General features: G+C 52.8%; 21 protein-coding genes. 19 read left to right on the top strand and 2 right to left on the bottom strand.

Going from position 1 to position 24,216, the window contains the following annotated elements:
• Nucleotides 1-68: 68 nt before the first annotated feature.
• The 9 genes from EKN00_RS08140 (at nt 69) to holA (ending at nt 11,293) form a co-directional block, all read left to right on the top strand.
• Nucleotides 69-1,250 carry an FtsW/RodA/SpoVE family cell cycle protein gene (locus EKN00_RS08140; protein ID WP_241559480.1) on the top strand — a complete coding sequence of 394 codons (1,182 nt, stop codon included), beginning with the start codon at nt 69-71 and terminating at the stop codon, nt 1,248-1,250.
• Nucleotides 1,250-4,672, top strand: a complete 3,423-nt coding sequence (locus EKN00_RS08135; protein WP_127849638.1) for a pyruvate carboxylase — start codon at nt 1,250-1,252, stop codon at nt 4,670-4,672. Before EKN00_RS08140 ends, EKN00_RS08135 begins: the two co-directional genes overlap by 1 nt.
• A gap of 62 nt (nt 4,673-4,734) precedes the next feature.
• A complete protein-coding gene (locus EKN00_RS08130) occupies nt 4,735-5,022 on the top strand; it encodes a YlbG family protein (RefSeq protein WP_241559479.1) in 288 nt (95 codons plus the stop codon).
• Between the two features lie 18 nt (nt 5,023-5,040).
• The gene (gene rsmD, locus EKN00_RS08125; protein ID WP_277749632.1) at nt 5,041-5,610 is read left to right on the top strand and encodes a 16S rRNA (guanine(966)-N(2))-methyltransferase RsmD; all 570 of its coding nucleotides are present in this window, start codon (nt 5,041-5,043) and stop codon (nt 5,608-5,610) included.
• Complete coding sequence (gene coaD, locus EKN00_RS08120) at nt 5,607-6,098, top strand: pantetheine-phosphate adenylyltransferase (RefSeq protein WP_127849635.1); 492 nt, start codon at nt 5,607-5,609, stop codon at nt 6,096-6,098. The genes rsmD and coaD overlap by 4 nt, the downstream gene beginning before the upstream one ends.
• Nucleotides 6,095-7,156 (top strand): SepM family pheromone-processing serine protease, encoded by a 1,062-nt coding sequence (locus EKN00_RS08115; RefSeq protein WP_241559478.1) that lies wholly within the window; start codon nt 6,095-6,097, stop codon nt 7,154-7,156. Before coaD ends, EKN00_RS08115 begins: the two co-directional genes overlap by 4 nt.
• Nucleotides 7,157-7,412: 256 nt before the next feature.
• Entirely contained in the window at nt 7,413-8,084 is a 672-nt protein-coding gene (locus EKN00_RS08110; RefSeq protein ID WP_127849634.1) for a helix-hairpin-helix domain-containing protein, read from the top strand.
• On the top strand, nt 8,081-10,246 hold the full coding sequence (locus EKN00_RS08105) for a DNA internalization-related competence protein ComEC/Rec2 (protein ID WP_127849633.1): 2,166 nt from the start codon (nt 8,081-8,083) through the stop codon (nt 10,244-10,246). The genes EKN00_RS08110 and EKN00_RS08105 overlap by 4 nt, the downstream gene beginning before the upstream one ends.
• A 24-nt stretch (nt 10,247-10,270) precedes the next feature.
• A complete protein-coding gene (gene holA, locus EKN00_RS08100; protein WP_421825670.1) occupies nt 10,271-11,293 on the top strand; it encodes a DNA polymerase III subunit delta in 1,023 nt (340 codons plus the stop codon).
• Between the two features lie 81 nt (nt 11,294-11,374).
• Here the strand turns inward: holA and rpsO are convergent, their stop codons facing one another.
• Complete coding sequence (rpsO, locus tag EKN00_RS08095) at nt 11,375-11,644, bottom strand: 30S ribosomal protein S15 (RefSeq protein ID WP_127849632.1); 270 nt, start codon at nt 11,642-11,644, stop codon at nt 11,375-11,377.
• 246 nt (nt 11,645-11,890) lie between these two features.
• On the opposite strand from rpsO, the gene rpsT reads away from it, so the two are divergent.
• The 8 genes from rpsT to EKN00_RS08055 all read left to right on the top strand — a co-directional run bounded on the left by rpsT (nt 11,891) and on the right by EKN00_RS08055 (nt 21,397).
• Nucleotides 11,891-12,145: a 30S ribosomal protein S20 gene (rpsT, locus tag EKN00_RS08090; RefSeq protein ID WP_127849631.1), complete on the top strand. Its 255-nt coding sequence runs from the start codon at nt 11,891-11,893 to the stop codon at nt 12,143-12,145.
• Between the two features lie 263 nt (nt 12,146-12,408).
• Complete coding sequence (locus EKN00_RS08085; RefSeq protein WP_127849630.1) at nt 12,409-14,091, top strand: ribonuclease J; 1,683 nt, start codon at nt 12,409-12,411, stop codon at nt 14,089-14,091.
• 81 nt (nt 14,092-14,172) lie between these two features.
• On the top strand, nt 14,173-15,102 hold the full coding sequence (locus tag EKN00_RS08080; protein WP_127849629.1) for a hypothetical protein: 930 nt from the start codon (nt 14,173-14,175) through the stop codon (nt 15,100-15,102).
• 199 nt (nt 15,103-15,301) lie between these two features.
• Nucleotides 15,302-16,492, top strand: a complete 1,191-nt coding sequence (gene tuf, locus EKN00_RS08075; protein ID WP_127849628.1) for an elongation factor Tu — start codon at nt 15,302-15,304, stop codon at nt 16,490-16,492.
• 1,070 nt (nt 16,493-17,562) lie between these two features.
• Complete coding sequence (tig, locus tag EKN00_RS08070) at nt 17,563-18,843, top strand: trigger factor (protein WP_127849627.1); 1,281 nt, start codon at nt 17,563-17,565, stop codon at nt 18,841-18,843.
• A gap of 221 nt (nt 18,844-19,064) precedes the next feature.
• Entirely contained in the window at nt 19,065-20,300 is a 1,236-nt protein-coding gene (gene clpX / locus EKN00_RS08065; protein ID WP_127849626.1) for an ATP-dependent Clp protease ATP-binding subunit ClpX, read from the top strand.
• A 159-nt stretch (nt 20,301-20,459) separates the two neighbouring features.
• Nucleotides 20,460-21,056 carry a ribosome biogenesis GTP-binding protein YihA/YsxC gene (gene yihA / locus EKN00_RS08060; RefSeq protein WP_127849625.1) on the top strand — a complete coding sequence of 199 codons (597 nt, stop codon included), beginning with the start codon at nt 20,460-20,462 and terminating at the stop codon, nt 21,054-21,056.
• A 50-nt stretch (nt 21,057-21,106) separates the two neighbouring features.
• Complete coding sequence (locus EKN00_RS08055; RefSeq protein ID WP_127849624.1) at nt 21,107-21,397, top strand: nucleoside triphosphate pyrophosphohydrolase family protein; 291 nt, start codon at nt 21,107-21,109, stop codon at nt 21,395-21,397.
• Between the two features lie 67 nt (nt 21,398-21,464).
• On the opposite strand, the gene EKN00_RS10855 is transcribed toward EKN00_RS08055, so the two are convergent.
• Nucleotides 21,465-21,641 carry an SPJ_0845 family protein gene (locus EKN00_RS10855; protein ID WP_164848075.1) on the bottom strand — a complete coding sequence of 59 codons (177 nt, stop codon included), beginning with the start codon at nt 21,639-21,641 and terminating at the stop codon, nt 21,465-21,467.
• A gap of 211 nt (nt 21,642-21,852) precedes the next feature.
• On the opposite strand from EKN00_RS10855, the gene EKN00_RS08050 reads away from it, so the two are divergent.
• Both EKN00_RS08050 and EKN00_RS08045 read left to right on the top strand, forming a co-directional pair.
• A complete protein-coding gene (locus tag EKN00_RS08050; RefSeq protein WP_127849623.1) occupies nt 21,853-23,322 on the top strand; it encodes an ABC transporter substrate-binding protein/permease in 1,470 nt (489 codons plus the stop codon).
• Complete coding sequence (locus EKN00_RS08045; protein ID WP_127849622.1) at nt 23,312-24,058, top strand: amino acid ABC transporter ATP-binding protein; 747 nt, start codon at nt 23,312-23,314, stop codon at nt 24,056-24,058. The genes EKN00_RS08050 and EKN00_RS08045 overlap by 11 nt, the downstream gene beginning before the upstream one ends.
• Nucleotides 24,059-24,216: the final 158 nt, after the last annotated feature.

Below are 24,216 nucleotides of genomic sequence, written 5' to 3'. Positions count from 1 at the left end.
CATTGCGGCCGAAATGCTTGTGCCTATGATATAATAGTCGCAATTGTATGCTGAAAGGACGGATTCCTGTGAGTTGGAAAATCCGCTATATTGACTACTACGTGCTCGTGCCGTACCTAGCTTTATGTCTCATTAGTGCCATCATGGTCTTTTCCGCGAGTGGTTTGCGTGGTAAAGGGGTCGATACGAACACGACAATCCTGATTAAACAACTGATTTTTATCGTTGCTGGATTTGCCGTGTGTGCATTCGTCTATTTTTCGAAACTGAAGATATGGAAGAGCCCGGGGATTTTGGCCATCGCAATCATCGCGGATATCATCATGTTGCTGTACCTGCTGCTCTTTGGCCGGTCAGTCAACGGGGCGAGCGCGTGGATTTCGGTTGCCGGATTTAACATCCAGCCCTCCGAAATTGCCAAATTAGTAATTATTTTGTATCTGGCCCGCATCTTGGACCGGCGGCAGCACGTTATCGGGCGCAATCCGGTCGTTAAGGCGATTAAACAGCTTGCGTGGCCACTCGGGCTGACGGTCTTCATTGCCATGCTGGTGCTGCTGCAGCCCGATACCGGGGGCCTCATGATCATCATGACCATCGTTGTGGTCATGGTGGTTGCTAGTGGCTTTCGCATCACGCTCGGGCTGGGAATTTTTGGCTTCGGGGCTGCCTTTGCGGGTGGCGCCTACTATCTGGCCATCACCAAGCTGAGCGGCTTTCTCAGCCATTCGTACCAGGGCAAGCGGCTGCTGGCTGCGGCCAACCCGTTTGCCATGCAGCGTGGCGCCGGCAAGCAGCTCGTGAACTCGATGTACGCCATCAACCACGGCGGGCTGTTCGGGGTCGGGCTCGGGAACAGCCAGATGAAGCTGGGTTACCTGCCCGAACCATACACCGACTTTATCCTGTCGGTCATCAGCGAAGAGCTAGGGATGATTGGTGGACTGGTCGTGATTGGCCTGCTGGTATTTCTAATCTGGCGGATTCTGCGGATTGGCATTCGGTCCCGCAGTGCGTACAGGACGATGCTGATGTACGGGATTGCCACAATGATTTTTGTTCAGATGAGTTTCAATGTTGGTGCGGTGCTAGGTTTACTGCCCATCACGGGTGTGACCTTACCGTTCATCAGTTATGGTGGTAGTAGTATGATCATTCTCGCTGCGTCTATGGGCATTGTGCTGAATGTTTCCGCGGCGGAAGCGCATGATCGGGATTTAAACAAAGAAGCGAAGGAGTTAAACAACTGATGCAAAAAGTTCTCGTTGCTAACCGTGGCGAAATTGCCATTCGCATTTTCCGTGCTTGTGAGGAATTGGGTCTCAAAACAGTTGGGATTTACGCAAAAGAAGATAGCCTGTCCATTCACCGCTTCAAGGCTCAAGAATCATACCAAGTGGGGGCGGGACGGCAGCCCATCGCCGCATACCTCGACATGGATGACATTATTCGCATCGCCAAGCAAAGTGGTGCGGATGCAATTCACCCTGGGTATGGACTCTTAAGTGAAAACGCCGAATTCGCGGCAAAGGTCCGGGCGGCCGGGTTAACGTTCGTTGGGCCAAGCACGGAATTGCTCAAGGTCTTTGGTGACAAGGTGGCCGCAAAGAACGCTGCCGTTGCTAGTGGTCTGCAGACAATTCCCGGAACGCCGGAGCCAACCCGCGATTTTGCCGAAATCCAGGCGTTCGCGGATCAGTACGGCTTCCCACTGATGCTGAAGTCCGCCAGTGGTGGTGGTGGTCGCGGGATGCGGGTTGTGCGCAACCAGACTGAACTCGAGCACGTCTACCCACTGGCTAAGTCCGAAGCGCTGACCAGTTTTGGTGACGACCGGATGTACATTGAGCGCTACATCGAACACGCCAAGCACATCGAAGTACAGGTGATGGGTGACAGTCACGGCCACCTGTTGCACCTGTTCGAGCGCGACTGCTCCGTGCAGCGGCGGAACCAGAAGGTGGTTGAAATTGCACCGGCTGTGGGGCTGCCCCTGACGCTGCGGAACGAGATTTGCACGGCGGCGGCGAAGTTCATGCACAAGATGGGCTACGAGAACGCGGGGACCATTGAATTCCTGGTTGAAAACGGGAAGTTCTACTTCATTGAAGTTAATCCCCGCATCCAGGTTGAACACACGGTTACTGAAGCAATTACGGGTCTGGATATCGTTCAGGCGCAGTTGCAGGTTGCCGCTGGTGCCGACCTGTTTGCCGACCTCGGCTGGCCGCATCAGGACGAACTGACGGTGCACGGTGCCGCCATTCAGTGCCGGATTACCACTGAAGACCCGCTGAACAACTTCATGCCGGACACCGGGACGATTACGACATACCGTTCACCAGGTGGTCTCGGGGTGCGTCTGGACGTTGGTAATGCCTACGCCGGTGCCGTTGTCAGTCCGTTCTTCGATTCCCTGCTCGTTAAGGCCAGCGTGACCGGATTTAACTTTGCGGCCGCGTGCGCCAAGATGGACCGCGTGCTGCACGAATTCCGGATTATTGGGGTCAAAACGAACCTGCCATTCCTCGAGACCGTCATTAGCCACCCAACTTTCCGGAGCGGGAAGGCCGAGACACGTTTCATCGACAACAGTCCCGAGTTGTTCACCTTCAAGCCCCAAACCAGCCAGTCCAACGAGGTGCTGACTTACATTGGGGACGTCACGGTCAACGGTTTCCAGGGCAAGGAGCCTAAAAAGCCGCACGTGTACCCGGAACTCGTCTTCAAGGATGAGTTGCCGGAGCGGAAGCCAGACACTGATTTGGTGCAGCTGCTGCACGATAGTGGCGCTAAGGCGGTCACGGACTGGGTGCTGCACCAGCCAAAACTGCTACTGACGGACACCAGTTTTCGTGACGCCCACCAGAGCCTGTTTGCGACGCGCATGCGCACACACGACATGCTCCGAGTTGCAGGCGAGTACAGCAACGCACTGCCGAACCTTTTTTCCGCAGAGATGTGGGGCGGGGCGACCTTTGACGTTGCCTACCGCTTCTTGAATGAGGACCCATGGCAGCGACTCGCATATCTGCGCAAGGCCTTGCCGCACACGCTGCTGCAGATGCTCTTCCGTGGCAGTAACGCCGTTGGTTACAAGAACTATCCAGACAACGTGATTAAGCAGTTCATTCGGGAGGCCGCGAAAACTGGGATTGACGTTTTCCGCATCTTTGACAGCCTGAACTGGCTGCAGCAATTGGAACCAAGTATCGCCGCAGTTAAGGAAACCGGCAAGATTGCCGAGGCGACGATTTGCTACACCGGCGATATTTTGAGCGATGCCCACCCGCACTACACACTGAAGTACTACGTGGACCTAGCCAAGAATCTGGAGGCCGCTGGTGCTGATATGCTGGCCGTGAAGGATATGGCCGCGTTGCTCACACCGGAAGCCGCACGGGTACTAATCAGCGCACTCAAGGATGCGGTGACGATTCCCGTTCATCTGCACACGCACGACACCACGGGCACCGGGCTGGCAACGTACATGGCCGCGGCGGAATCCGGGGTCGATGTTGTTGACGTTGCCCAGTCGAGTTTTTCCGGCACCACCAGTCAGCCGAGTTTGGAGAGCCTCTACCACGCGCTGAGTGGTAACAAGCGCCAGCCAAATCTTGACGTCGAGGCGGCGGAACACGTTAATGATTACTTCCGGCAGATTCGGCCGTACTACACCGATTTTGCCAACAATGTCTCGGGCCCAATCACGCGTATTTACGACGTGGAGATGCCCGGTGGCCAGTACACCAACCTGCAGCAACAGGCTCAGGGGGTTGGGGTCAAGGACTTCAACGAGGTCATGGATAAATACGCCGAGGTGAACAAACTGTTCGGCGACATCATCAAGGTCACACCAAGTTCCAAGGTGGTCGGCGATATGGCGTTGTTCATGGTTCAAAACAAGCTCAGTGCCAAGGACGTTCTGGAACGGGGCGAGGACCTTGACTTCCCTGAATCCGTAGTCAACTTCTTCAAGGGCGAACTGGGCCAGCCACCATTTGGCTTCCCCGCCAAACTGCAGAAGCTGGTGCTGAAGGGCGCCAAGCCGCTGACGAGTCGGCCGGGTGAGGTGCTTGAACCAGCCGATTTTGATGAAGTGGCGGTTGAACTAGAGAAGATTGGCGTGCTCGACCCATCGATGAAGGACATCCTGAGCGCGATTTTGTACCCCGATGTGTTCAAGACCTACCTGAAAAACCAGCGTAAGTTTGGCCGTGTTGCCGCGCTTGATACGCCAACTTACTTCCAGGGAATGCGGATTGGCCAGCAGATTAGCTTGGCGGTTGCCCCCGGGCGCGAGTACGTGATTCGTCTGGACGCAATTGGTGAGGCCGATGCGACCGGACTGCGGAATTTGTACTTCACGGTCAACGGCCAGAAGCGCCAGATTGAAGTGATTGATCGTGGCAGCAAGCACAGTAGCGGCACCCACCAGCTCGCGGAACCAAATGATCCCGCACAAGTTGGTGCACCAATGGCCGGCCGGGTCTTGACCGTCATGGTTAAGCCGGGGCAGGCCGTTAAACGGGGCGACGAGCTTTTCGTCTCTGAGGCTATGAAGATGGAAACCACCGTGCACGCCCAGATTGATGGGACCGTGAGTCACGTTTACGTCGAAGCCGGGGCGCTGGTTGCGTCGGGCGAGTTGCTGGCGGAAATCAAGGAATAGACTAGTCAAGCGGGCCGCGGCTCGCTTGCATACATAGTTAGTAATGAATGGAGGTCACCATAGTGGAAATTCAGCCGAGACAGGAACTGGTCGTTTGGGTGCACAGTTTGCGCCAGGTTCGACAGCTGCGGCGCTATGGCAGCGTCCTGTACACGTCGCGCCGGATGAAGTATGTCCTAATCTACGTCGATGCGGAAGAGGTCGACGACGTAACCGAAAAAATCAGCCGGTTGCGATTTGTGCGCAGTGTGGAACCATCACACCGCAACGAATTGGACCCCGAGGCGGGTAAGGCCATCGAGCGGGGAACTCTGGTCAAGCCGCGCGTTGGGGCTGACGATGACGATTAACAATGATTGAGAAAGGACGTGCCTGCTTTGCGCGTAATTAGTGGAGAATTCAGGGGCCGACGTCTGGCAATGGTGCCAGGAACCACAACCCGGCCAACCGCGGACAAGGTGAAGGAATCAATGTTTAACATGCTTGGCCCTTATTTTGATGGGGGCGAGGCGGTCGACTTCTATGCCGGCACGGGCGGTTTAGGCATTGAGGCAGTTTCGCGGGGGATGGACCACGCAGTTCTAGTCGACTCCGCGTTTGCGGCGATTAAAACCATCAAGGCCAACGTGGAATTGACCAAGGCGCCCGAGCGGTTCACCGTCAAGAAGATGCCGGTCCAGCGCGCACTCGATGAATTCGCCGCTGAGGGCAAGCAGTTCGACCTAATCATGATGGACCCGCCGTACGCCAAGCAGCACGCATTGGCGCAGCTTGACCAAATTCGGGATGCACACATGCTGGCACCGGGTGGCAAAATTATGATTGAAACCGGCCAGGACGTTGACTATCCAGAAACCATCCCCGGCTACACCATCCTGCGCGAACAGACTTACGGGGTCGCGCAAGTAATCATTTTGACGGGAGCGGATGCGAAATGACACGTATTGGTATTTTTCCAGGGAGCTTTGATCCGTTCACACTCGGGCACCTGGCCACGGTTCGGCAGGGCTTGCGGCTGGTCGACGAGCTGGTCGTTGCGGTGATGACCAACACCGGCAAGACCTCGCTGTTCACCGCAGAAGAGCGCGTGGCCCAGATCAAGGTCGCCACGGCGGACCTGACGGGGGTGCGCGTCGTGGCGGCACCGCAAATGCTCACCGTTGCTTTTGCCAAGCAGGTGGGGGCCCAGGTCATTATCCGCGGACTGCGCGATGCGGCCGACTACACCTTTGAGAATTCGATTGCGGTCGCCAATGCTAAGATGGCGCCCGACATCACCACCGTGCTGTTACCAGCAGATGCCAATAACGTGGGCACCTCATCCAGCATCGTCAAGGAAATCGCCGCATTCGGTGGGGACCTCACGCCGTTTGTTCCGGCGAACGTTAGCGCCGCACTCCGGCAGAAATTTGGTGATGGAATGTGACTCTAAAGAGCAAGAAGACTAATTCGAGGCTGCGGCGGTGGCTGATTGCCCTTACCGCCATCGTCGTGGTTGCCGCACTTGCACTGTGGCCAACCAAATACTACGTGGAAGTTCCTGGTGGCGCGGACAAGCTCAGCAAGTTCGTGCAAGTTGACGGCAAACGGGATCAGCAAAGTGGTAGCTACCGGCTCATGACCGTGGGCATTATTGGCCCGGCCTCGCCGCTCGTGCTCGCGTGGGGAAAGACCCAGCCATTTGCCGATTTTGTTAGTAAATCCGAGCTGATGGGCGACTCCAGTTCCGCCGAGTACACCGAGCTGCAGATCTACTACATCAAGAGTGCCGCCAACGCCGCGGTTGTGTCCGCGATGCACGCTGCCAAAAAACCGGTGACGATTCAGTACAAGGGTATCTACGTGATGTCCATCATGAAGAACTCGCATTTCGGCCGGGATTTGCACCTAGGCGACACGATTACCGCAATTAACGGGAAGCATTACGCGAAATCGGCGGATTACATCAACGCGATTAAGGCGCATCCGGCCGGAACTAAGGTGACCATCACCTATGTGCACAAGGGCCACACTTATCACGCCACGCAGCCGCTGGTGCCCCTTAAAGGAACGTCACGGGCAGGTCTCGGGATTTCGCTCACCGATCATACGGTGATCAAGAGTCAGCCCAAGGTAAAAATTAACGCGGGCGCAATTGGTGGGCCGAGCGCCGGATTGATGTTCACGCTCCAGGTGTACGACCAGGTTACCGGGAGTAACTTACGCCGGGGCCGGACCGTTGCCGGCACGGGGACGATGGACGATGCGGGTAATGTCGGCGTAATTGGCGGCATTGACAAGAAGGTCTACGCGGCGGCGAAGGCCGGTGCGACCATCTTTTTCGCCCCCGATGTTCCCGCCACGAAGCAGATGCGGCGCGAAGACCCAACGTACGTCAATAATTACGTTGAGGCAAAACGGGCGGCGAAGAAGATGGGCACGAAGATGAAAATTGTGCCGGTCAGAAATCTTGCCGACGCGATTGATTATCTGCAGCGTAATTAGCAGCAGGAAGTGGCGGTTCAACCGTCGTTTTCCGGCCGACCAAGATTAACTTTGTGGGTCAATAATGGCGATGTGTCAACCGGAAGTAACCGGTGGCGCATCGCCATTTTTTGTGTGGTGAAATTGTGCTGCGGTCGTTTGATTATCGACGAGCAGGTGCAGAAAACGCAGGTCAGGCGGTCTTTAACAAATCTTAACTATTGCCGTGATGTCTGGGCATTTTTCCTTGGCGTAATCACTCTATGAGGTGATAATAATGCCGAGATTGAAAGAGCTGAAGGAACTGGTCGTAAGTTATTGGCAATACGGTGCCTTGGCGTTGCTCGCACTGACGGCCGGCATTATCTGGCTTTCGGGGCGCAATACGCCAGATGAGACGTCTGTGGCAGTCAGTGACAGCCTGCAGACAACCAGCAGTGTCTCGTCCAGTGCGACCGTGGACAATTCGAGTAGCGCACCCAGTAGTGGCTACGTCTACATTGCCGGTGCGGTTAAGCATCCCGGCCTCTACCACGTTAAAGAAACGACGCGCTGGGCGGATGTGGTGCAGGCTGCGGGAGGCTTAACCAAGGACGCGGACCCGGGGGCGGTGAACTTAGCCAAAATTGCACGTGACCAGGAGAACCTGGCCGTTCCCGTGAAGGACGAGGTGGCCAGTGGTGCAGCTAGTGGCACTGCTGGCGGTGCGACGGGGAGTAGCACTGCGACTGCGGGCGCAACGAGCAGTAGTGCCGCAATCAACCTGAACACAGCAACCGTCACGGATTTACAGACCATCTCGGGGGTGGGCCCCAAGCGCGCACAAGACATCATTGACTACCGCGATCAGCATGGTGGCTTCAAGTCGGTGGAGGAGCTGAAGGATATTAGTGGCATTGGGGATAAAATTTTTGCTGATATCCAGCCCAGCGTGACGGTGGGCCCATGATTTGGCTGTTGCCCGCGACGGTGTGTTTGTTGGGTGCCCAGTTAATCGTGCTGGGTCCGTGGTGGCTTGGCGGCTTACTCATTGTGTTCGGTCTGCGTAAGGGGTGGCGCGGTCCCAAAGTGTTTTTGATTGTTGCCATCTTGATTGGGCTGGCAAGCGCGTGGCATGAGCGACAGCTAACGCTTAGCCCGCCCATCCCGACAGGCACAATTCGGGTGCAGCCAACTGCCTGGAAGGTCACGGATGGCTTTGCCACGTACACGGGAACGGCAAGTAACGGGGTGCCCGTCACCGGTGGCGGGCGCGTCGATGCGCAGGGAGAAAACACAATTAAGCACCTGAATACGCCGGTATTGTTGGCCAATCCGGGTGCAAAGGAGCGGATTGCGGGGCCACGGAACCTGTATGAATTTGATTACGCGAAGTACGCGTGGGCGCAGTACCATCAGGCTTACCGCTTCACCGGCAAAACACTGGCGTTGCAGGCGGTGCCCGTCAGCGGGATTGTCGACCGACTGTACACGCTGCGGCTCTGGCTACTTCGGCGGATGGATAATTTGCCCAAACAGGTTGCGCTGTACGCGAAGGCGCTGCTTCTCGGGGTGCTCGATGATGATGGTCAGATGCGGGAGACCTTCAGCAAGCTCGGCATCATCCATTTGTTTTCCGTGTCGGGCCTGCATATTTTCGCCATCGTGGGGATGTTATACGCACTCACCAACCGCCTTCGCATCCCCAAGGAGATAACTGATGTGGCCTTGCTGTGTATCTTGCCAGCGATGCTCATCATTATTCCGCCCGGTGCCGGTATTGTTCGCGCGGTGTGGCTGCGCTTGACCCAACTGGTTGGACAAAAATGCAAGCTGCCGCTAACCACGTTTGATTATTTATGTATTGTCTTTGCGGTTAACCTGGTTGTGCAGCCGCGAATGTTGTGGACCCTCGGGGGGCAGATGACGTATCTGCTGACCTTTGTCTTGATCACCGCACCGAGCGTGAATTCGCTGCGGCAGAGTCTGCGGATGGCATTGGTGAGCGCGCCACCCCTGCTGCACGCGGTGTTTGGTTTGCACCTGTTGACCTTCGTCTTTAACTGGCTCCTCATGCCATTGTTTGAGTCGATTTTGATGCCGGCGCTGCTGTTTGCCGTTGTTTGGCCGAGTTGCCCGCTAGTTGCGGGGTTAAACCAGCTGATTATTGCTGCGCAGCGCGGGCTGGCGGGCATGGCCAAATTACCTGGGTACCTGAATTTTGGGGCGTTGCCGTTTCTCCTCACCGTGATTTTGACGGTGCTGGTTGTGCGGACGGTGGCCGTGAATAAGTGGCGCATGCTGTTGTTGGGCGTCTGCATTGCCTATTTAGTGGTTAACGTCCACCCGCAGTGGCGCGTGGTGGTGGTTGATGTTGGTCAGGGGGATTCCATCATCATTGAGGCACCGTTTAAAAGCGCAACCGTGCTGATTGATACCGGTGGGCGTGGGTTTGGTCAGTCACGCAATCCGCCGGCCAAGCGTACCACCCTAAATTACTTGGCGGCGCGCGGGGTTAACCACCTTGATGCGCTGGTCCTCACGCACCCGGATGCCGATCATGTTGGCGATTCGTCCGTGATCACCAAGGGCATTAGGGTACGCGAAATTGTGACCGCACCAATTTCCGCCAATGACGAGACCATCAGGCAGGCGCAGGCGGATGGCCACACAAAGATGCACACCGTGATGGCGGGGAGTAATCTGCAATATGGTCCGTTGCGTCTGCGCGTGGTCGCCCCGGATCGCATAAATACCGAGGATACCAATCCGAATTCGGTAATTCTGTATGGTACAATTGGGGACAGTAATTGGCTGTTTACGGGGGATGCCGACCAGACGGTTGAGAAAGAACAATTGATGCCGCAAAACTTAGCGGTTGATTTTTTGAAGGTCGGCCATCATGGCTCCAAAACGGCATCAGCACCGGAGTTCATCCAGCAGATTCACCCACAAGTTGGCTTGATCTCGGCTGGCGTGGCTAACCGTTACGGACACCCAAATGTAGAAACGCTGCGGACGTTTAGCGCTGCGAATGTGCCACTGGTGATGACGAATCAGTCGGGAATGATTTGGGTGGATGCTTCTAGCAAAAAGCACCGCTTGCACACATTTTTGGGGCAGACTGAGTAAATTAAGGAAGTGGTTATTGTGTTTTTGGACCAACTAAAACAGGATTTGCGGGCAGGGAAGATTGCCCCGGTGTACGTAATTCAGGGGGTGGAGTCCGCAATTGTGACGGAAGCCCAGGCCGCGCTGCGCAAAGTGATTCCGGATGATATGCAGTCCATGAATTTTGCCCAGTACGATTTGCACGAGGTTAGCTTGGGTAATGCGTTGAATGAGCTGGCCGAACCACCTTTTTTTGGTGATTATCGCGAAATCATGATTTCCAACCCAGATTTTCTGACCGGAAGTGGCAAAGCGGACAGCGACGTGGACGCACTCACGAACTACCTGAAGGCGCCGGCTGATTCGACGGTGTTGGTGTTCATTGCGACCTACCCCAAACTTGACGCCCGCAAGAAGGTGGTTAAGGCGCTCAAAAAGGTGGCAACGTTCATCGATGCCGCGCCGCTGAACGAGGGGCAGGCGCGCAGTGCAATCAAGCAGCAACTGCGCGGGGCCAAAGTGGACATTGAATCCGCTGGGCTCGACGTGTTGTTTAGCCGCACGCAGGGTGATTACTCGGCGATGGTGGCGGCCGTGCCGATTCTGGCAACATACGCGTTAACGACCGGTAAGCTAGATGCTGAGGATGTCGCCCTGCTGGTGCCGAAGCAATTAACTGACAGTGTTTTTGACCTGGTGAGTGCCGTGCTCAAGCGCAACGTGACTGAGGCCCTGAGCCTTTACCGGGATTTACTTGCCCAAAAGGAGGAGCCGCTGCGGCTAATCAGTCTGCTGGAGAGCCAGTTCCGGTTGTTGCTCCAGGTTGAGACCTACGTTGCGCGTGGGTACACCCAGGGGGCCGCGGCCGATCAGCTCAGCGTCCACCCGTACAGAATCAAGTTAGCGTGGGGCGAGGTGCGACGTTTGCGGCGAACGGATTTGGACGCGGCCTACATCATGCTGGTGAATACCGAAGCGGCCATGAAGCGGGGGACCGTGGACAAGGTGCTCGGTTTTGAACTTTTTGTCCTGCAGTTTGCGGGACAGGGGAAGAACTACCGCAAATGATGGCCGGTTGGTTCAGCAATTAATCAAAAAGTGCAACAAAAAAAGGCAAGGACAATGTCCCTGCCTTTTCAATATCACGTTTTAGTGACGCAGACCCAAGCTGTTGATGAGGTCGCGGTAACGAACGACGTCGTTGCTACGCAGGTAGCGAAGCAAGTTACGACGCTGACCAATCTTCTTCATCAGACCAACGTAGGAGTGGTGGTCCTTCTTGTGAACGGCGAGGTGGTCGTTAAGTGCCAGGATGTCAGCAGTTAAAACTGCAACCTGAACTTCAACGGAACCGGTGTCGCCTTCGTGACGAGCGTACTTTGCAATAATTTCGTTCTTTTGTGTCTGAGAAATAGCCATTGTGCTATTACCACCTTACTTATTTTGTTATTGCCCGAGACTGAGTAATGCGCCGGTGGAGCGTAAAACTAATTGAGGGTTCGCAATACAGATGTTAGTTTACATGAATTCTGGCATTCTTGCAAGGAAAGCTGATTAAATCACGGGATAAGCGTTGCAAGTGAGTCAATCGTTAGGTATAATGGCGTATGTTGAAACTTGGCAGTTTGCAACTTAATAAAAACCACCAGTGTGGAGGTGAATCACATGCCACAAATTAAATCCGCTAAGAAGCGTGTTTTGACTCAGGAAGCTGCACGCCAGCGTAACGCTGCTCAGCGTAACGCAATGCGTTCCGCAGTTAAGAGCTACAAGGCCGCAAAAGCTAGCGATGCTGAAAACGCAGGCGACCTGTACAAGGCTGCTACCCGCGCAATCGACATGGCTAAGAGCAAGGGTCTTATCCACGCCAACAAGGCTGGCCGCGACAAGAGCCGTCTCGCAGCAATTAACAACAAGTAATTAAAAAGCGTCCTCGTGACGTTTCTAATACCTTGTACCGTAATGGTGCAGAAGAGGGTGGGACAATTGTTCTACCCTCTTTTTGTATGCCCAACTGTCTGGTTCCACACTTGCTGATTACTCGCCGCCTGTTGCACGACCAGATGGCGTTTGCCCGGCAGCCAAAGTTTATTCCCGCTAATGTATGCCTTGTGGTACACTAGTCGTAAGTGAAATTGCTACGATCCCAAAACAGTGGGAATAATTATCTCTGAGGTGAAACAATGACTAAGATTAATCTGGTCGCCCTCGGGGGGGTACGTGAGAACGGAAAAAACATGTACGCCGTCGAGGTTGACGACCAAATTTTTGTATGTGATTTTGGGTTGAAATACCCAGATAACGATTTAATGGGAATTGATATTGTGATTCCCGACACGACTTACCTAGTTGACAACATCGACAAGGTTGCGGGGATTTTCCTGACGCACGGTCACGCCGATGCGATTGGGGCACTGCCATACTTCTTGAGCGAACACAACGTGCCCGTCTATGGTAGTGAATTAACCATCGCCCTGGCCCGCATTATGACCAAGCAGGCGCCAAAGACCCGTAAGTTTAAGAACTTCCACGTGGTCGATGCCAAGTCGACTTTGAAGTTCGGCAAGACGACCGTTAGCTTCTTCAGGACCACGCACTCGATTCCTGGTTCAATGGGGATTGTGATTGGCACCCAGGCTGGTCAGATTGTGTACACTGGTGACTTCAAGTTTGACCAGAGTGCTAGCGAAATGTATAAGACTGACTTTGGGCGCATTGCCCATGTCGGCGACAAGAAGGTGCTAGCGCTGCTTTCTGATTCGGCCAATGCGGAATCACCATACCAGATGGCGACCGAACGTGAGATTGCCGACAGTATCAACGAATCCTTCAAGTACCACACTGGCCGCATCATTGTGGCCACCGTTGCCAGCAACATCATGCGTGTGCAGCAGGTACTGAATGCAGCCGCCGCAACCAACCGGCGCGTTGTTTTGACCGGGCGCGACGTCGAGAAGATTGTGCGGACCGCGCTTGACCTGAAGTACCTGGTATTGCCAAACCCTGATATTTTGGCAACGACCAAGGAACTCAAGACGCTCGCACCAGAAGCGACGGTGATCCTGGAAAACGGGCGCATCGGTGAACCACTCAAGTCACTGCAAAAGATGGCTAGTTCCCGCCACCGCCTGGTCCACATTGGTCAAGGAGACCTAGTTTACATCGTCTCCACGCCGTCCCACGCTATGGAAACACAGCTGGCACGGACCAAGGACATGATTTACCGCGCCGGTGGTGAAGTTAAGGCGGTCTTTGACGATAAGCACGTTTCTGGCCATGGTGCCCGGATGGATCTGCAGCTCATGATTAACCTGTTGCACCCAGAGTACCTGATTCCAGTTCAGGGTGAATACCGTCAGCTCAACGCCCACGCAGAGATTGCCGAGGAAGTTGGCATTCCAGCCGACCACGTAATCATTCCCCAGATGGGTGACATCATCAGCTACACCAAGGGGCAGATGCACGTTTCGGGTACGGCTCCTGCCGGTAACACCATGATTGATGGGATTGGCGTTGGTGATATTGGGAACATCGTCCTGCGTGACCGGAAGATGCTTTCCGAAGATGGGATTATGATTGCGGTTGTTACCATTGACCGGAAGAAGAAGCGCATCGTTTCCCGGCCGAAGATTCAAAGCCGTGGGTTCGTCTACATGAAGACCAGCAAGGATCTCCTTGCAGAATGCGGGAAGATTGTTGCGGATACCGTGCAAAAGAATCTCGACAACAAGGAATTCGACTGGAGTCACCTGAAGCAGGATGTTCGCGATGGACTCGCACACTACTTGTTTGACCAGACGAAGCGCCGGCCGGTTATTCTGCCAGTGATTATGGAAGTAAACCAAAATAGTGCTAAACGTCAGTAATTCATGAACGTTGACAATTGAGACTTTGACAGCCGTCGAAGTCTCTTTTTTTGTTCACGATTCAGGCAATGGAGGATAAAAATGGGTAAGGTAATTAATTTTCCCCAGCAACCGGAACAAACACGTGTATTTCGCGAGCGGGCATTTGCGGCGTTTGCGGCGGGCAATTATACACTCGCTGCCGAGCAGTTTGAAGAATATTTCACGGCTGCTGAGAATAATAATGAACATATTGATTCGGCCTCGATTATTCAGTTCGGTCAGTCCTACTTGGAATTAAAGCAAATTCCGGATGCGGTGGACATTGCTGCCGACTATTTGGACCAGCTTAGTGATGGCGAGGCGGGGCGTGAATTTATTCTGCGTGTGGGGATGGCGGCACCGGATTTCACGTTGATTACACTAGCGCTGCAGGCGGCGGACGGTGAACCCGAATTCGACCGGATGCGCAAGCGCGCCGATGAGTTCGAGGCCCAGTACGTCAGCGACAATCGGCAAAAGATTGAGGATGGGGTCAAGCAGCTGGCACACATGGGCGGGGCCACTCTGGTTGACCAGGAGCGGCTAATCAATGATTTGCTGCCGCAACTGCCGGTCAAACAAACCACGGTGGCAATCAAGCGGGCACTGGTGGATCCAGACCTACTCCCAGTCATGCGGACGGCACTTGCGACGTGGCTTCAGCGTCAGAAGATAGATGAAGAGATGAATGTTTTTGTTTTTGACGGAATTTATCAATTTAATCCGAAAATGATTAAAGCTCCATTTGCAGACCCAACGGCGATTAAAATTCTGAACGCGCTGGGCGAGCAAACGGGGGGAATGCAGGAGATGCAGGAGATGATGTTTGTCCGCATATCAATGCTTTATCCCGTTATTGGCCAAATAATTCAGCGCCCAGAGGAGTTTGTGACGCAAACCCTAAATCCAGATGCAAAGACTAAATATGCACATTTGCAGCAATGGATGGATGAGCAATTGATGATAATGGGCAATTTGGTGAACAAATAGCCTGAAAATCGTGTGAAATCGGCTATGCGTAGGTTTACATGCGGTCGAAAAATAGTTATAATCTTTTTCGGAAACTGATTCCAGCACAGGATTTACACTTTGTATTTCCGCTCATGTGTAGTAAACTAGAATGTAAAGAATTCTCGGGATAGACGACTGTCCTGGTTTCTTACAAAATACTCAGGAGGTTCGTTTTTTCATGGCTGAAAAAGAACACTACGACCGTACCAAGCCACACGTTAACATTGGTACTATCGGTCACGTTGACCACGGTAAGACCACTCTGACCGCTGCAATTTCTAAGGTACTTGCTGACAAGGGGCTTTCCAAGGCTACCGACTTCGCAAGCATCGATGCTGCGCCAGAAGAAAAGGAACGTGGTATCACCATTAACACCGCCCACGTTGAATACGAAACGGAAAAGCGTCACTACGCACATATCGATGCGCCAGGACACGCTGACTACGTTAAGAACATGATCACCGGTGCAGCTCAGATGGATGGTGCCATCCTTGTTGTTGCTGCTACTGATGGTCCTATGCCTCAGACTCGCGAACACATTCTGCTCGCTCGTCAGGTTGGTGTTGACTACATTGTTGTCTTCCTTAACAAGACTGACCTTGTTGACGATGACGAATTGATTGACCTCGTTGAGATGGAAGTTCGCGACCTTCTCTCCGAATACGACTTCCCTGGTGATGACATTCCTGTTATCAAGGGTTCCGCTCTCAAGGCTCTTGAAGGCGACCCAGAACAGGTTAAGGTTATTGAAGAACTCATGGACACGGTTGACGAATACATCCCAACCCCAGTTCGTGACACTGACAAGCCTTTCCTGATGCCTGTTGAAGACGTATTCACCATCACCGGTCGTGGTACCGTTGCTTCTGGTCGTATCGACCGTGGTACCGTTCACGTTGGTGACGAAGTTGAAATCGTTGGTCTGAAGCCAGACGTTCTTAAGTCCACCGTTACCGGTCTTGAAATGTTCCGTAAGACCCTTGATATCGGTGAAGCCGGCGATAACGTCGGTGTTCTGCTTCGTGGTATCAGCCGCGATCAGGTTGAACGTGGGCAGGTCCTGGCAAAGCCAGGTTCCATCCAGACGCACAACAAGTTCAAGGGTGAAGTCTACATCTTGACCAAGGAAGAAGGTGGCCGTCACACGCCATTCTTCTCCAACTACCGTCCTCAGTTCTACTTCCACACCACTGACGTAACCGGTGTCATCGCCCTCCCAGACGGCGTTGAAATGGTTATGCCTGGTGACCGTGTGACCTTCGAAGTCGACTTGATTGCACCAGTTGCTATCGAACTCGGTACGAAGTTCACCGTTCGTGAAGGTGGCCGTACGGTCGGTGCCGGTGTTGTTACCGAAATCCTCGACTAATAACATTTGCACTTTAGAAAAGAGCATCCGCTTGCGGGTGCTCTTTTTGTTTACGCTGTCCGGCAGCGTCAGCTCTTGGTGAAGATATACCGGTAGGGGGGCTCCGCGTTGTGGGGTTTGGCCTCCGGGTCCGGGCTGGGCCTCGGGTGTGCTTCGCCGGGTCGCTGTGGCGGTCGTCTGGAGCCGGAAAAGCGCCGTCTCCAGACTAAAAATTTAGCTTTGCATCGTCGCAACCTGAGTCTAACTCGTTCGCTACGTAGCGTTTAAATTTTCGGTCTGTCTCGTAATCAACATTCCGACAGCTCCTCAATGCAAATCTAAATTTTTCCCACAAAGAAAAGGGGTGTGCCAACCGCAAAAACCGCGGTCGTCACACCTCTTTTCTTTGTTGCCACGGCTGGGCGGCACACCCGAGACCCAGGCCGGACCCTACGGCCAAACCCCGGAGCGCTCCGCTGGATAGCGGTATAAATCCAGACTCGGCACTAGCTTCAAAAAGGAAAACTAAACAGGTCTGAGGTAATTACCTTGGTTGTAAATTTCTCAGTTGTACTTAGAAATTGCGAGTAAGGACTTTATCCACGATGTAGCGACTGGGCGGGGTCGGTGTGCGTGGAGTGCGGCTGGGATTTTCCTGTGAAAGCTATGGTGAGAGAAGACCGATGCGGGTTTTGCATCGGGCTTCTCCACACCATAGCCGGCAAAAATTAAGACCCGTCAGGAAGAACAAAGCTTCCCTACAGGTCCTAACAATACGTATTAAGTTCGTAACCCGAAGAACAGGCATACGGGGCTCAATTTTTAGGTTGAAGACCCCGCTTTTGGGGCTTCAACCGGCCGCACGGAAAATCCCAGCCGCACGGAACGCGCACCGGCCCCGCCCAGTCGCGGCCCTATACCACTCAGTACCTATTACCACCGAAACAACTTACGCTGCCGGACAGCGTGAATGTGGACTTTTTAGGCTAACTATTTTACAAAACCACTGAAGTCAGGTATCATAGTACGGTATGCAAAGCAACGTTTCCGTTATGCGGGGACGTTGACAACACCCATGTCGGAGGAAAATCATGACTGCAAAGTGGAACAAGACGGACGCCATTACCGGCGACCTGACTTTTGAAATTGACGAAGCAACGATCAAGGAAGGCTTGGACAAGGCTTTCGCTAAGGTACGTGGGAACATCACCGTTCCTGGATTCCGGAAGGGCAAGATTACCCGTGCAATCTTCAACAAGATGTACGGCGAATCCTCTCTTTACGAAGATGCACTGAACATTGTACTGCCTGACGCTTACGATGCCGCTGTTGACGAAGCAGGGATTGAACCTGTTGACCAGCCAAAGATTGACATCGAAAGCATGGACGCTGGCAAGCCTTGGGCAATCAAGGCAACCGTAACGGTTAAGCCAGAAGTTAAGCTTGGCGAATACAAGGGTGTAACCGTTCCTAAGCAGGATGTCTCCGTTGCTGACGAAGACGTTGACAAGGAACTCGAAAGCAAGCGTCAGGAACTCGCCGAAATGGTTGTTAGCGAAGATGCTGCTAAGAAGGGCGACACCGTTGTTATCGACTACACCGGTACCGTTGACGGCAAGGAATTCGATGGCGGCTCTGCTAAGAACTACAGCCTCGAACTTGGCTCAGGTTCCTTCATCCCTGGCTTTGAAGACCAGCTCATTGGCCACAAGTCCGGTGAAGATGTAACTGTTAAGGTTACCTTCCCTGAAGACTACAACGCTAAGGAATTGGCTGGCAAGGATGCAGAATTTGCAACCACAATCCACGAAGTTAAGGTTAAGGAACTTCCTGACCTTGACGACGAATTTGCCAAGGATGCTGACGAAGACGTTGACACGCTCGACGAACTGAAAGCTAAGATTCGCAAGGACCTCGAAGACAAGAAGGCTGACGACGCTCAGGCTGCTAAGGAAGAGGACGCACTCAAGGCCGCTGTTGAAAACGCTGAAATCGAAAAGGTTCCAGAAGCAATGGTTGACACCGATGTTCAGCAGCAGATGGATCAGTACATGGGCAACATGCAGCGTCAGGGTATCAGTCCTGACATGTACTTCAAGTTGACCGGTACCAGCGAAGACAGCCTTCGCGACCAGTTCAAGACTAACGCTGAAACCCGCGTTAAGACCAACCTGGTTCTCGAAGCAATCGTTGCGGCTGAAAAGATTACTGCTGACCAGGAAGAACTCGATGCAGAAATCGACCACCTTGCAAGCGACTACGGTATGGAAAAGGACGCTGTGCGTTCCGCTCTGACCGATGACATGCTTGAACACGACATCACCATGCAGAAGGCTATTGCCCTCGTGCGTGACTCTGCTGTCGAAAAGTAATCAGTTTAGCGTAAAAAAAACGGCGTAACCCATTGGCGGTTGCGTCGCTTTTTTTGTCATTTTATGTGGCTTATGCGGCCGTTTAAGCTTGCAGAAAACAACGCCAGGCAGGACAGACCAAATCCCGTGTCCGTTGGCGATGGTAGGTTATTTATGGTAGCATTGGTTGACAATGGGAGCATAGGAAAAAGTGCGCCGATTAATTTGAGGGGTGAAACTAAATGTATGACGATGTAGATACCAAGGAAACTGTGACGTGTTCTTTTTGTGGTAAGTCACAAGACCAGGTAAAGCGAATCGTTGCGGGCCCTGGAGTATATATTTGTAATGAATGTATTGACTTGTGCAAGCAAATCGTAGACGAAGAATTCAAAGAAGAGTCAATTAAAAACCTGACTGAAGTGCCAAAGCCACTGCAAATCATGAAGATTCTGAATGATTACGTTATTGGTCAGGATGCGGCGAAGAAGGCTCTATCCGTTGCCGTGTACAACCATTACAAGCGTATCAACCAGATGGCGGTCGCAAAAGACGACGAAACCGAGCTGCAGAAGAGTAACATTGCGCTCATCGGTCCTACTGGTAGCGGGAAGACCTTCCTCGCGCAGAGTCTGGCCCGTATCTTGCAGGTGCCATTTGCAATTGCGGACGCCACGACGCTGACTGAAGCCGGATATGTTGGTGAGGACGTTGAAAACATTCTGCTGAAGCTACTGCAAAACGCCGACTTTGACGTTGAACGCGCGCAGAAGGGGATTATTTACATCGACGAAATCGACAAGATCGCCAAGAAGAGCGAAAATGTCTCGATTACCCGTGATGTTTCCGGTGAAGGGGTTCAGCAGGCCTTGCTGAAGATTCTCGAGGGAACGATTGCCTCTGTTCCACCGCAGGGCGGCCGTAAGCACCCCCAGCAGGAACTCATTCAGATTGACACGACCAACATCTTGTTCATCGTCGGTGGTGCCTTTGACGGAATCGAATCGATTGTAAAGAACCGGATTGGTGAAAAGACAATCGGCTTTGGGACCGACAGTAACCAGGAAATCGACGAGAGCACGAGCCTGATGCAGCAGATTATTCCTGAAGACCTGATGAAGTTCGGGATTATCCCCGAATTTATTGGGCGGATTCCAATCATGGCGGCACTCGAGAAGCTGACCGAAGACGACTTGGTCCGGATTCTGACCGAGCCTAAGAACGCGCTGGTTAAGCAGTACACCAAGTTGATGGAGATGGACGGCACAAAGCTGGAATTCACCCCGGATGCATTGCGGGCAATTGCCCACGAAGCCATCGAGCGCGATACTGGTGCCCGTGGTCTGCGGTCAATCATCGAAAAAGTCATGCAGGACATCATGTTCGAACTCCCGAGTCGCACGGATGTGGCGAAGGCCGTTATCACCAAGGATACGGTCGAAGGCAGCGGCGAGGCCAAGCTCGTCATGGCTTCTTAAGCCGGCGTGATTTAGCCAAATTGGCGAGGATTTACGTCAGTTGCGTTACTAATTAAACAGCACGAAGAAGACCCGAGTAAAAAGTGGGGCGGTTATTTTTGCCCAGCTTTTTGCGCGGGTCTTGTGTTAAGATATAACCACAGAGAAGGGACGGAAACTATGCAAGTCAACGATGTCGAAATTATCATTAGCGCCGTGCGCGCAGAGCAGTACCCCGAAACCGATTTGCCCGAGATTGCCTTTGTTGGCCGGTCAAACGTGGGGAAGAGTTCACTAATCAACACCCTTTTGAAACGCAACAAGGTTGCCCGGACATCTTCTGTGCCCGGCAAGACGCAGACCATTAATTTCTACCGCTTGAATCAGGACATGCATTTTGTCGATGTCCCTGGATTTGGGTACGCGAAGGTCAGCAAGGCGGACCGGGCCAAGTTTGCTACGATGATTGAGCAATATCTGCAAAACCGCAAGCAATTGGTCGGCGTCGTTCAACTGGTCGATGCCCGGCACGAACCAACCGAACTTGATCAATCTATGTACGAGTACCTTAAGTACTATGAGGTACCAACCCTGGTGGTGGGGACCAAGATTGATAAGGTGAAGAAGAATCAGTGGAACAAGTCTGAGTCCCAGATGCGTAAGGGTCTGCACCTAGACGGCGACACCCCATGGTTACCATTCTCCGCGCAAACGAAGGTCGGTTACGACGAGGTTTGGCGGTGGATTGAGCAGCACTGTGGATTTGATCAGCAATAAATCTGACCAACAGGTAGAAGGAGGAGCCGGAATTATTCTGGCGTGAACACATGGAATTTAACGAATACCAGCATCTTGCAAACCGTACACTTGAAGGTAATGAACACGTGTTAACTAATTTGTCACTCGGTTTAGCTAGCGAATCAGGCGAAGCAATCGATTTGATCAAGAAGTACACGTTTCAGGGCGCCGAATTGAACAAGGATGAGCTCAAGCACGAAATGGGTGACGTTCTGTGGTACCTGAGTCAGATTGCGCTGTGGGCGGATATCGACTTTGATGATGTTGCCAAGGATAACATTGCCGGGCTCGAGAAAAAATATCCAAAACTAAAGCGCTAAATATACATTATCTTATGTATATATACAAAAAGAGCGAGACATAATGTCTCGCTCTTTTCATTTGTTTTTACTTCTTTTCTTCGGTTTCTTTCTGCTTCAAACGTGCGTAAGCGGCATCGCGTTCCTTTTCCCGCTCCTTCTTGCGTGGATCCACGTCAAGCTTGTTGTTTTTGTCATCAGGCAGTGACGCGAACTGGTCGAACAGCTTGTCCATGTCGGTCTGACGGTTAACTTTTAATCCCATTAATGAACTCCTTTCCCAAGGCATAACCTCGATAAACTTTTCTTGTCTGTATTATAGCACGACAGTTGAGCAAATCAGGAATGAAAGCGGACACCTGTGACGCAAAAAAATCAGTTTACTGAATATCATGAATTTTTTTACATTATTTGTTGCATAAATAATGATTTCTGTGTATAGTAGTCACATACACAAATCGAAGGGGATTTTGTTCATGAAGAAGATTAAACAAATCGTCCTCGCGTTCTTGCTTGGATTAGTTGCGGTAATGAGCTTCACCGCACCAAACTACACAAACGCGGCGACAGACGACAGCCTGCAGAAGATTAAGGACAAGGGCACCATCATCATGGGGACCAGTCCTGACTACGCGCCATACGAATTCCTGGTGAATGTTGGGGGCAAGAGCCAGGTTGAAGGGATGGACGTCGAGGTTGGTAAGCAAATTGCTAAGGACCTGAACGTTAAGCTCAAGATCAAGCAAATGGACTTTGACCAACTGCTCGTTGCCCTTGAGACCGGCAAAGTTGACATGGTTATCTCCGGGATGAGCCCAACCAACGAACGTGCTAAGAGTGTTGACTTCTCGCACGTTTACTACCAGGGCGGCCAGGATATCCTGGTTAACAAGGCGGATGCTAAGCTTTACGCTAAGGGCCACATCGCACTGCAGGGCAAGAACATCGGGGCACAAACCGGTAGTCTGCAGTACGACCTCGCCAAGAAGCAGGTTAAGGACGCCAAAGTTAAGGGCCTGTCCAAGGTGACCGACTTGATTCTTGCGCTTAAGAGTCACAAGGTTGACGCGGTCAACGTTGAAAAGCCTGTAGCTGAAGCATACGCTGCTAACGACAATCAGCTCGTTGCGATTAACGGTAAGTACGAACTGGGCGATGATATGCAGGGGACCGCAATTGGGTTCAAGAAGGGCTCCAAGACGCTGGTCACTGCGGTTAACAAGACCCTCGATAAGATTAAGAAAGATAACAAGACCAAAGACTACTTGAAGACCGCCGGGAACTACATGGCGGGGAACACCGCGGACACATCCATGTTCCACTACTGGAAGTACTTCGCTTTGGGTGTTGGTTACACCTTACTGATTACCGCCGTCGCGGTTATCTTCGGGATCTTGCTTGGTGTACTGTTTGCGCTGATGCGTCTTGGCAAGAACAAGGTGCTCCACGCCATTGCCGTTGCGTACATTGAATTCATTCGTGGGACACCACTGATGGTTCAGATCATGTTCGTTTACTTCGGGATTGGGATGATTGTTCAGATTCCAGCGCTTGTTTCTGGGATTATTGCGGTTGGGATTAACTCCTCCGCTTACGTTGCCGAAATCATCCGTGGTGGGATCAACAGTATCCCAGTTGGGCAGACCGAAGCGGCTCGTTCACTCGGCCTTTCCCAGAGCCAGACCATGAAGAGCGTTATTTTGCCCCAAGCGGTGAAGAACATCTGGCCTGCACTTGGTAACGAATTTATCTCACTGATTAAGGAAAGCTCCATTGTTTCCATCATTGGGGTTACGGATCTCATCTATCAGCTCAAAGTCGTGCAGACGAACACTTACCGTGGGATTGCACCAATCGCCGTGGCAATGGTTCTGTACTTTGTCATGACCTTCACGCTGAGCAAGATTCTGTCATACTTCGAAGGGAAGATGAAACATGAAGGATAATGCATTGCTAGAAATTAAGGACCTAAAGAAGTCCTTTGGTGATAACGAAGTCTTGACTGGGATTACGGAAACCATTCATCAGGGTGACGTGATTGTTGTCATTGGTGCTTCTGGTGGTGGTAAGAGTACCTTCCTGCGCAGTTTGAACGGGTTGGGCGAACCAACCTCCGGACAGATTCTCTTCGAAGGGACCAACCTTGTGGGTCTTGGCGAAAAAGAACTCGATAAGGTTCGGGAAAAGATGGGGATGGTGTTCCAGCAGTTCAACCTGTTCCCCCACATGACCGTGCTCGACAACATCACCCTCGCCCCAATTAAGGTCAAGGGCATGAGTGAGGCAGACGCGCAGACCAAGGCCAAGCAGCTTCTGGACCAGGTCGGTTTGGGTGATAAGGCTGATGCCTACCCAGCAAGCCTTTCCGGTGGTCAGCAGCAACGTGTTGCCATCGCGCGTGCGTTAGCCATGGAACCTGACGTGATGTTGTTTGACGAACCGACTTCCGCGCTTGACCCCGAAATGGTTGGCGAAGTGCTGAAGGTTATGCAGGACCTTGCTAGTTCCGGCATGACGATGGTCGTTGTTACCCACGAAATGGGTTTTGCCCACAAGGTGGCCGACCAGGTATGGTTTATGGATGGCGGACAGATTATTGAAAAGGGTACCCCTGATCAAGTGTTTGAACACCCTAAGGAAGAACGGACCAAGGATTTCTTGAGCAAAGTTCTCGTTCAGTAGCATCAAAAAGCCGGCGCAATGCCGGCTTTTTGTTTGCTTATGCTGTTCGGCAGCGTGAACTCTTGGTGTAGGTATACCAGTGGGGGCTCCGCGCTCCGGGGTTTGGCCTCCGGGTCCGGGCTGGGCCTCGGGTGTGCTTCGCCGTGGTCGCTGTGGCG

The organism is Lacticaseibacillus hulanensis (genome assembly GCF_004010095.1).
GTDB classification, from domain to species: Bacteria; Bacillota; Bacilli; order Lactobacillales; family Lactobacillaceae; genus Lacticaseibacillus; species Lacticaseibacillus hulanensis.
This window is presented reverse-complemented; position numbering and strand designations above follow the sequence as displayed.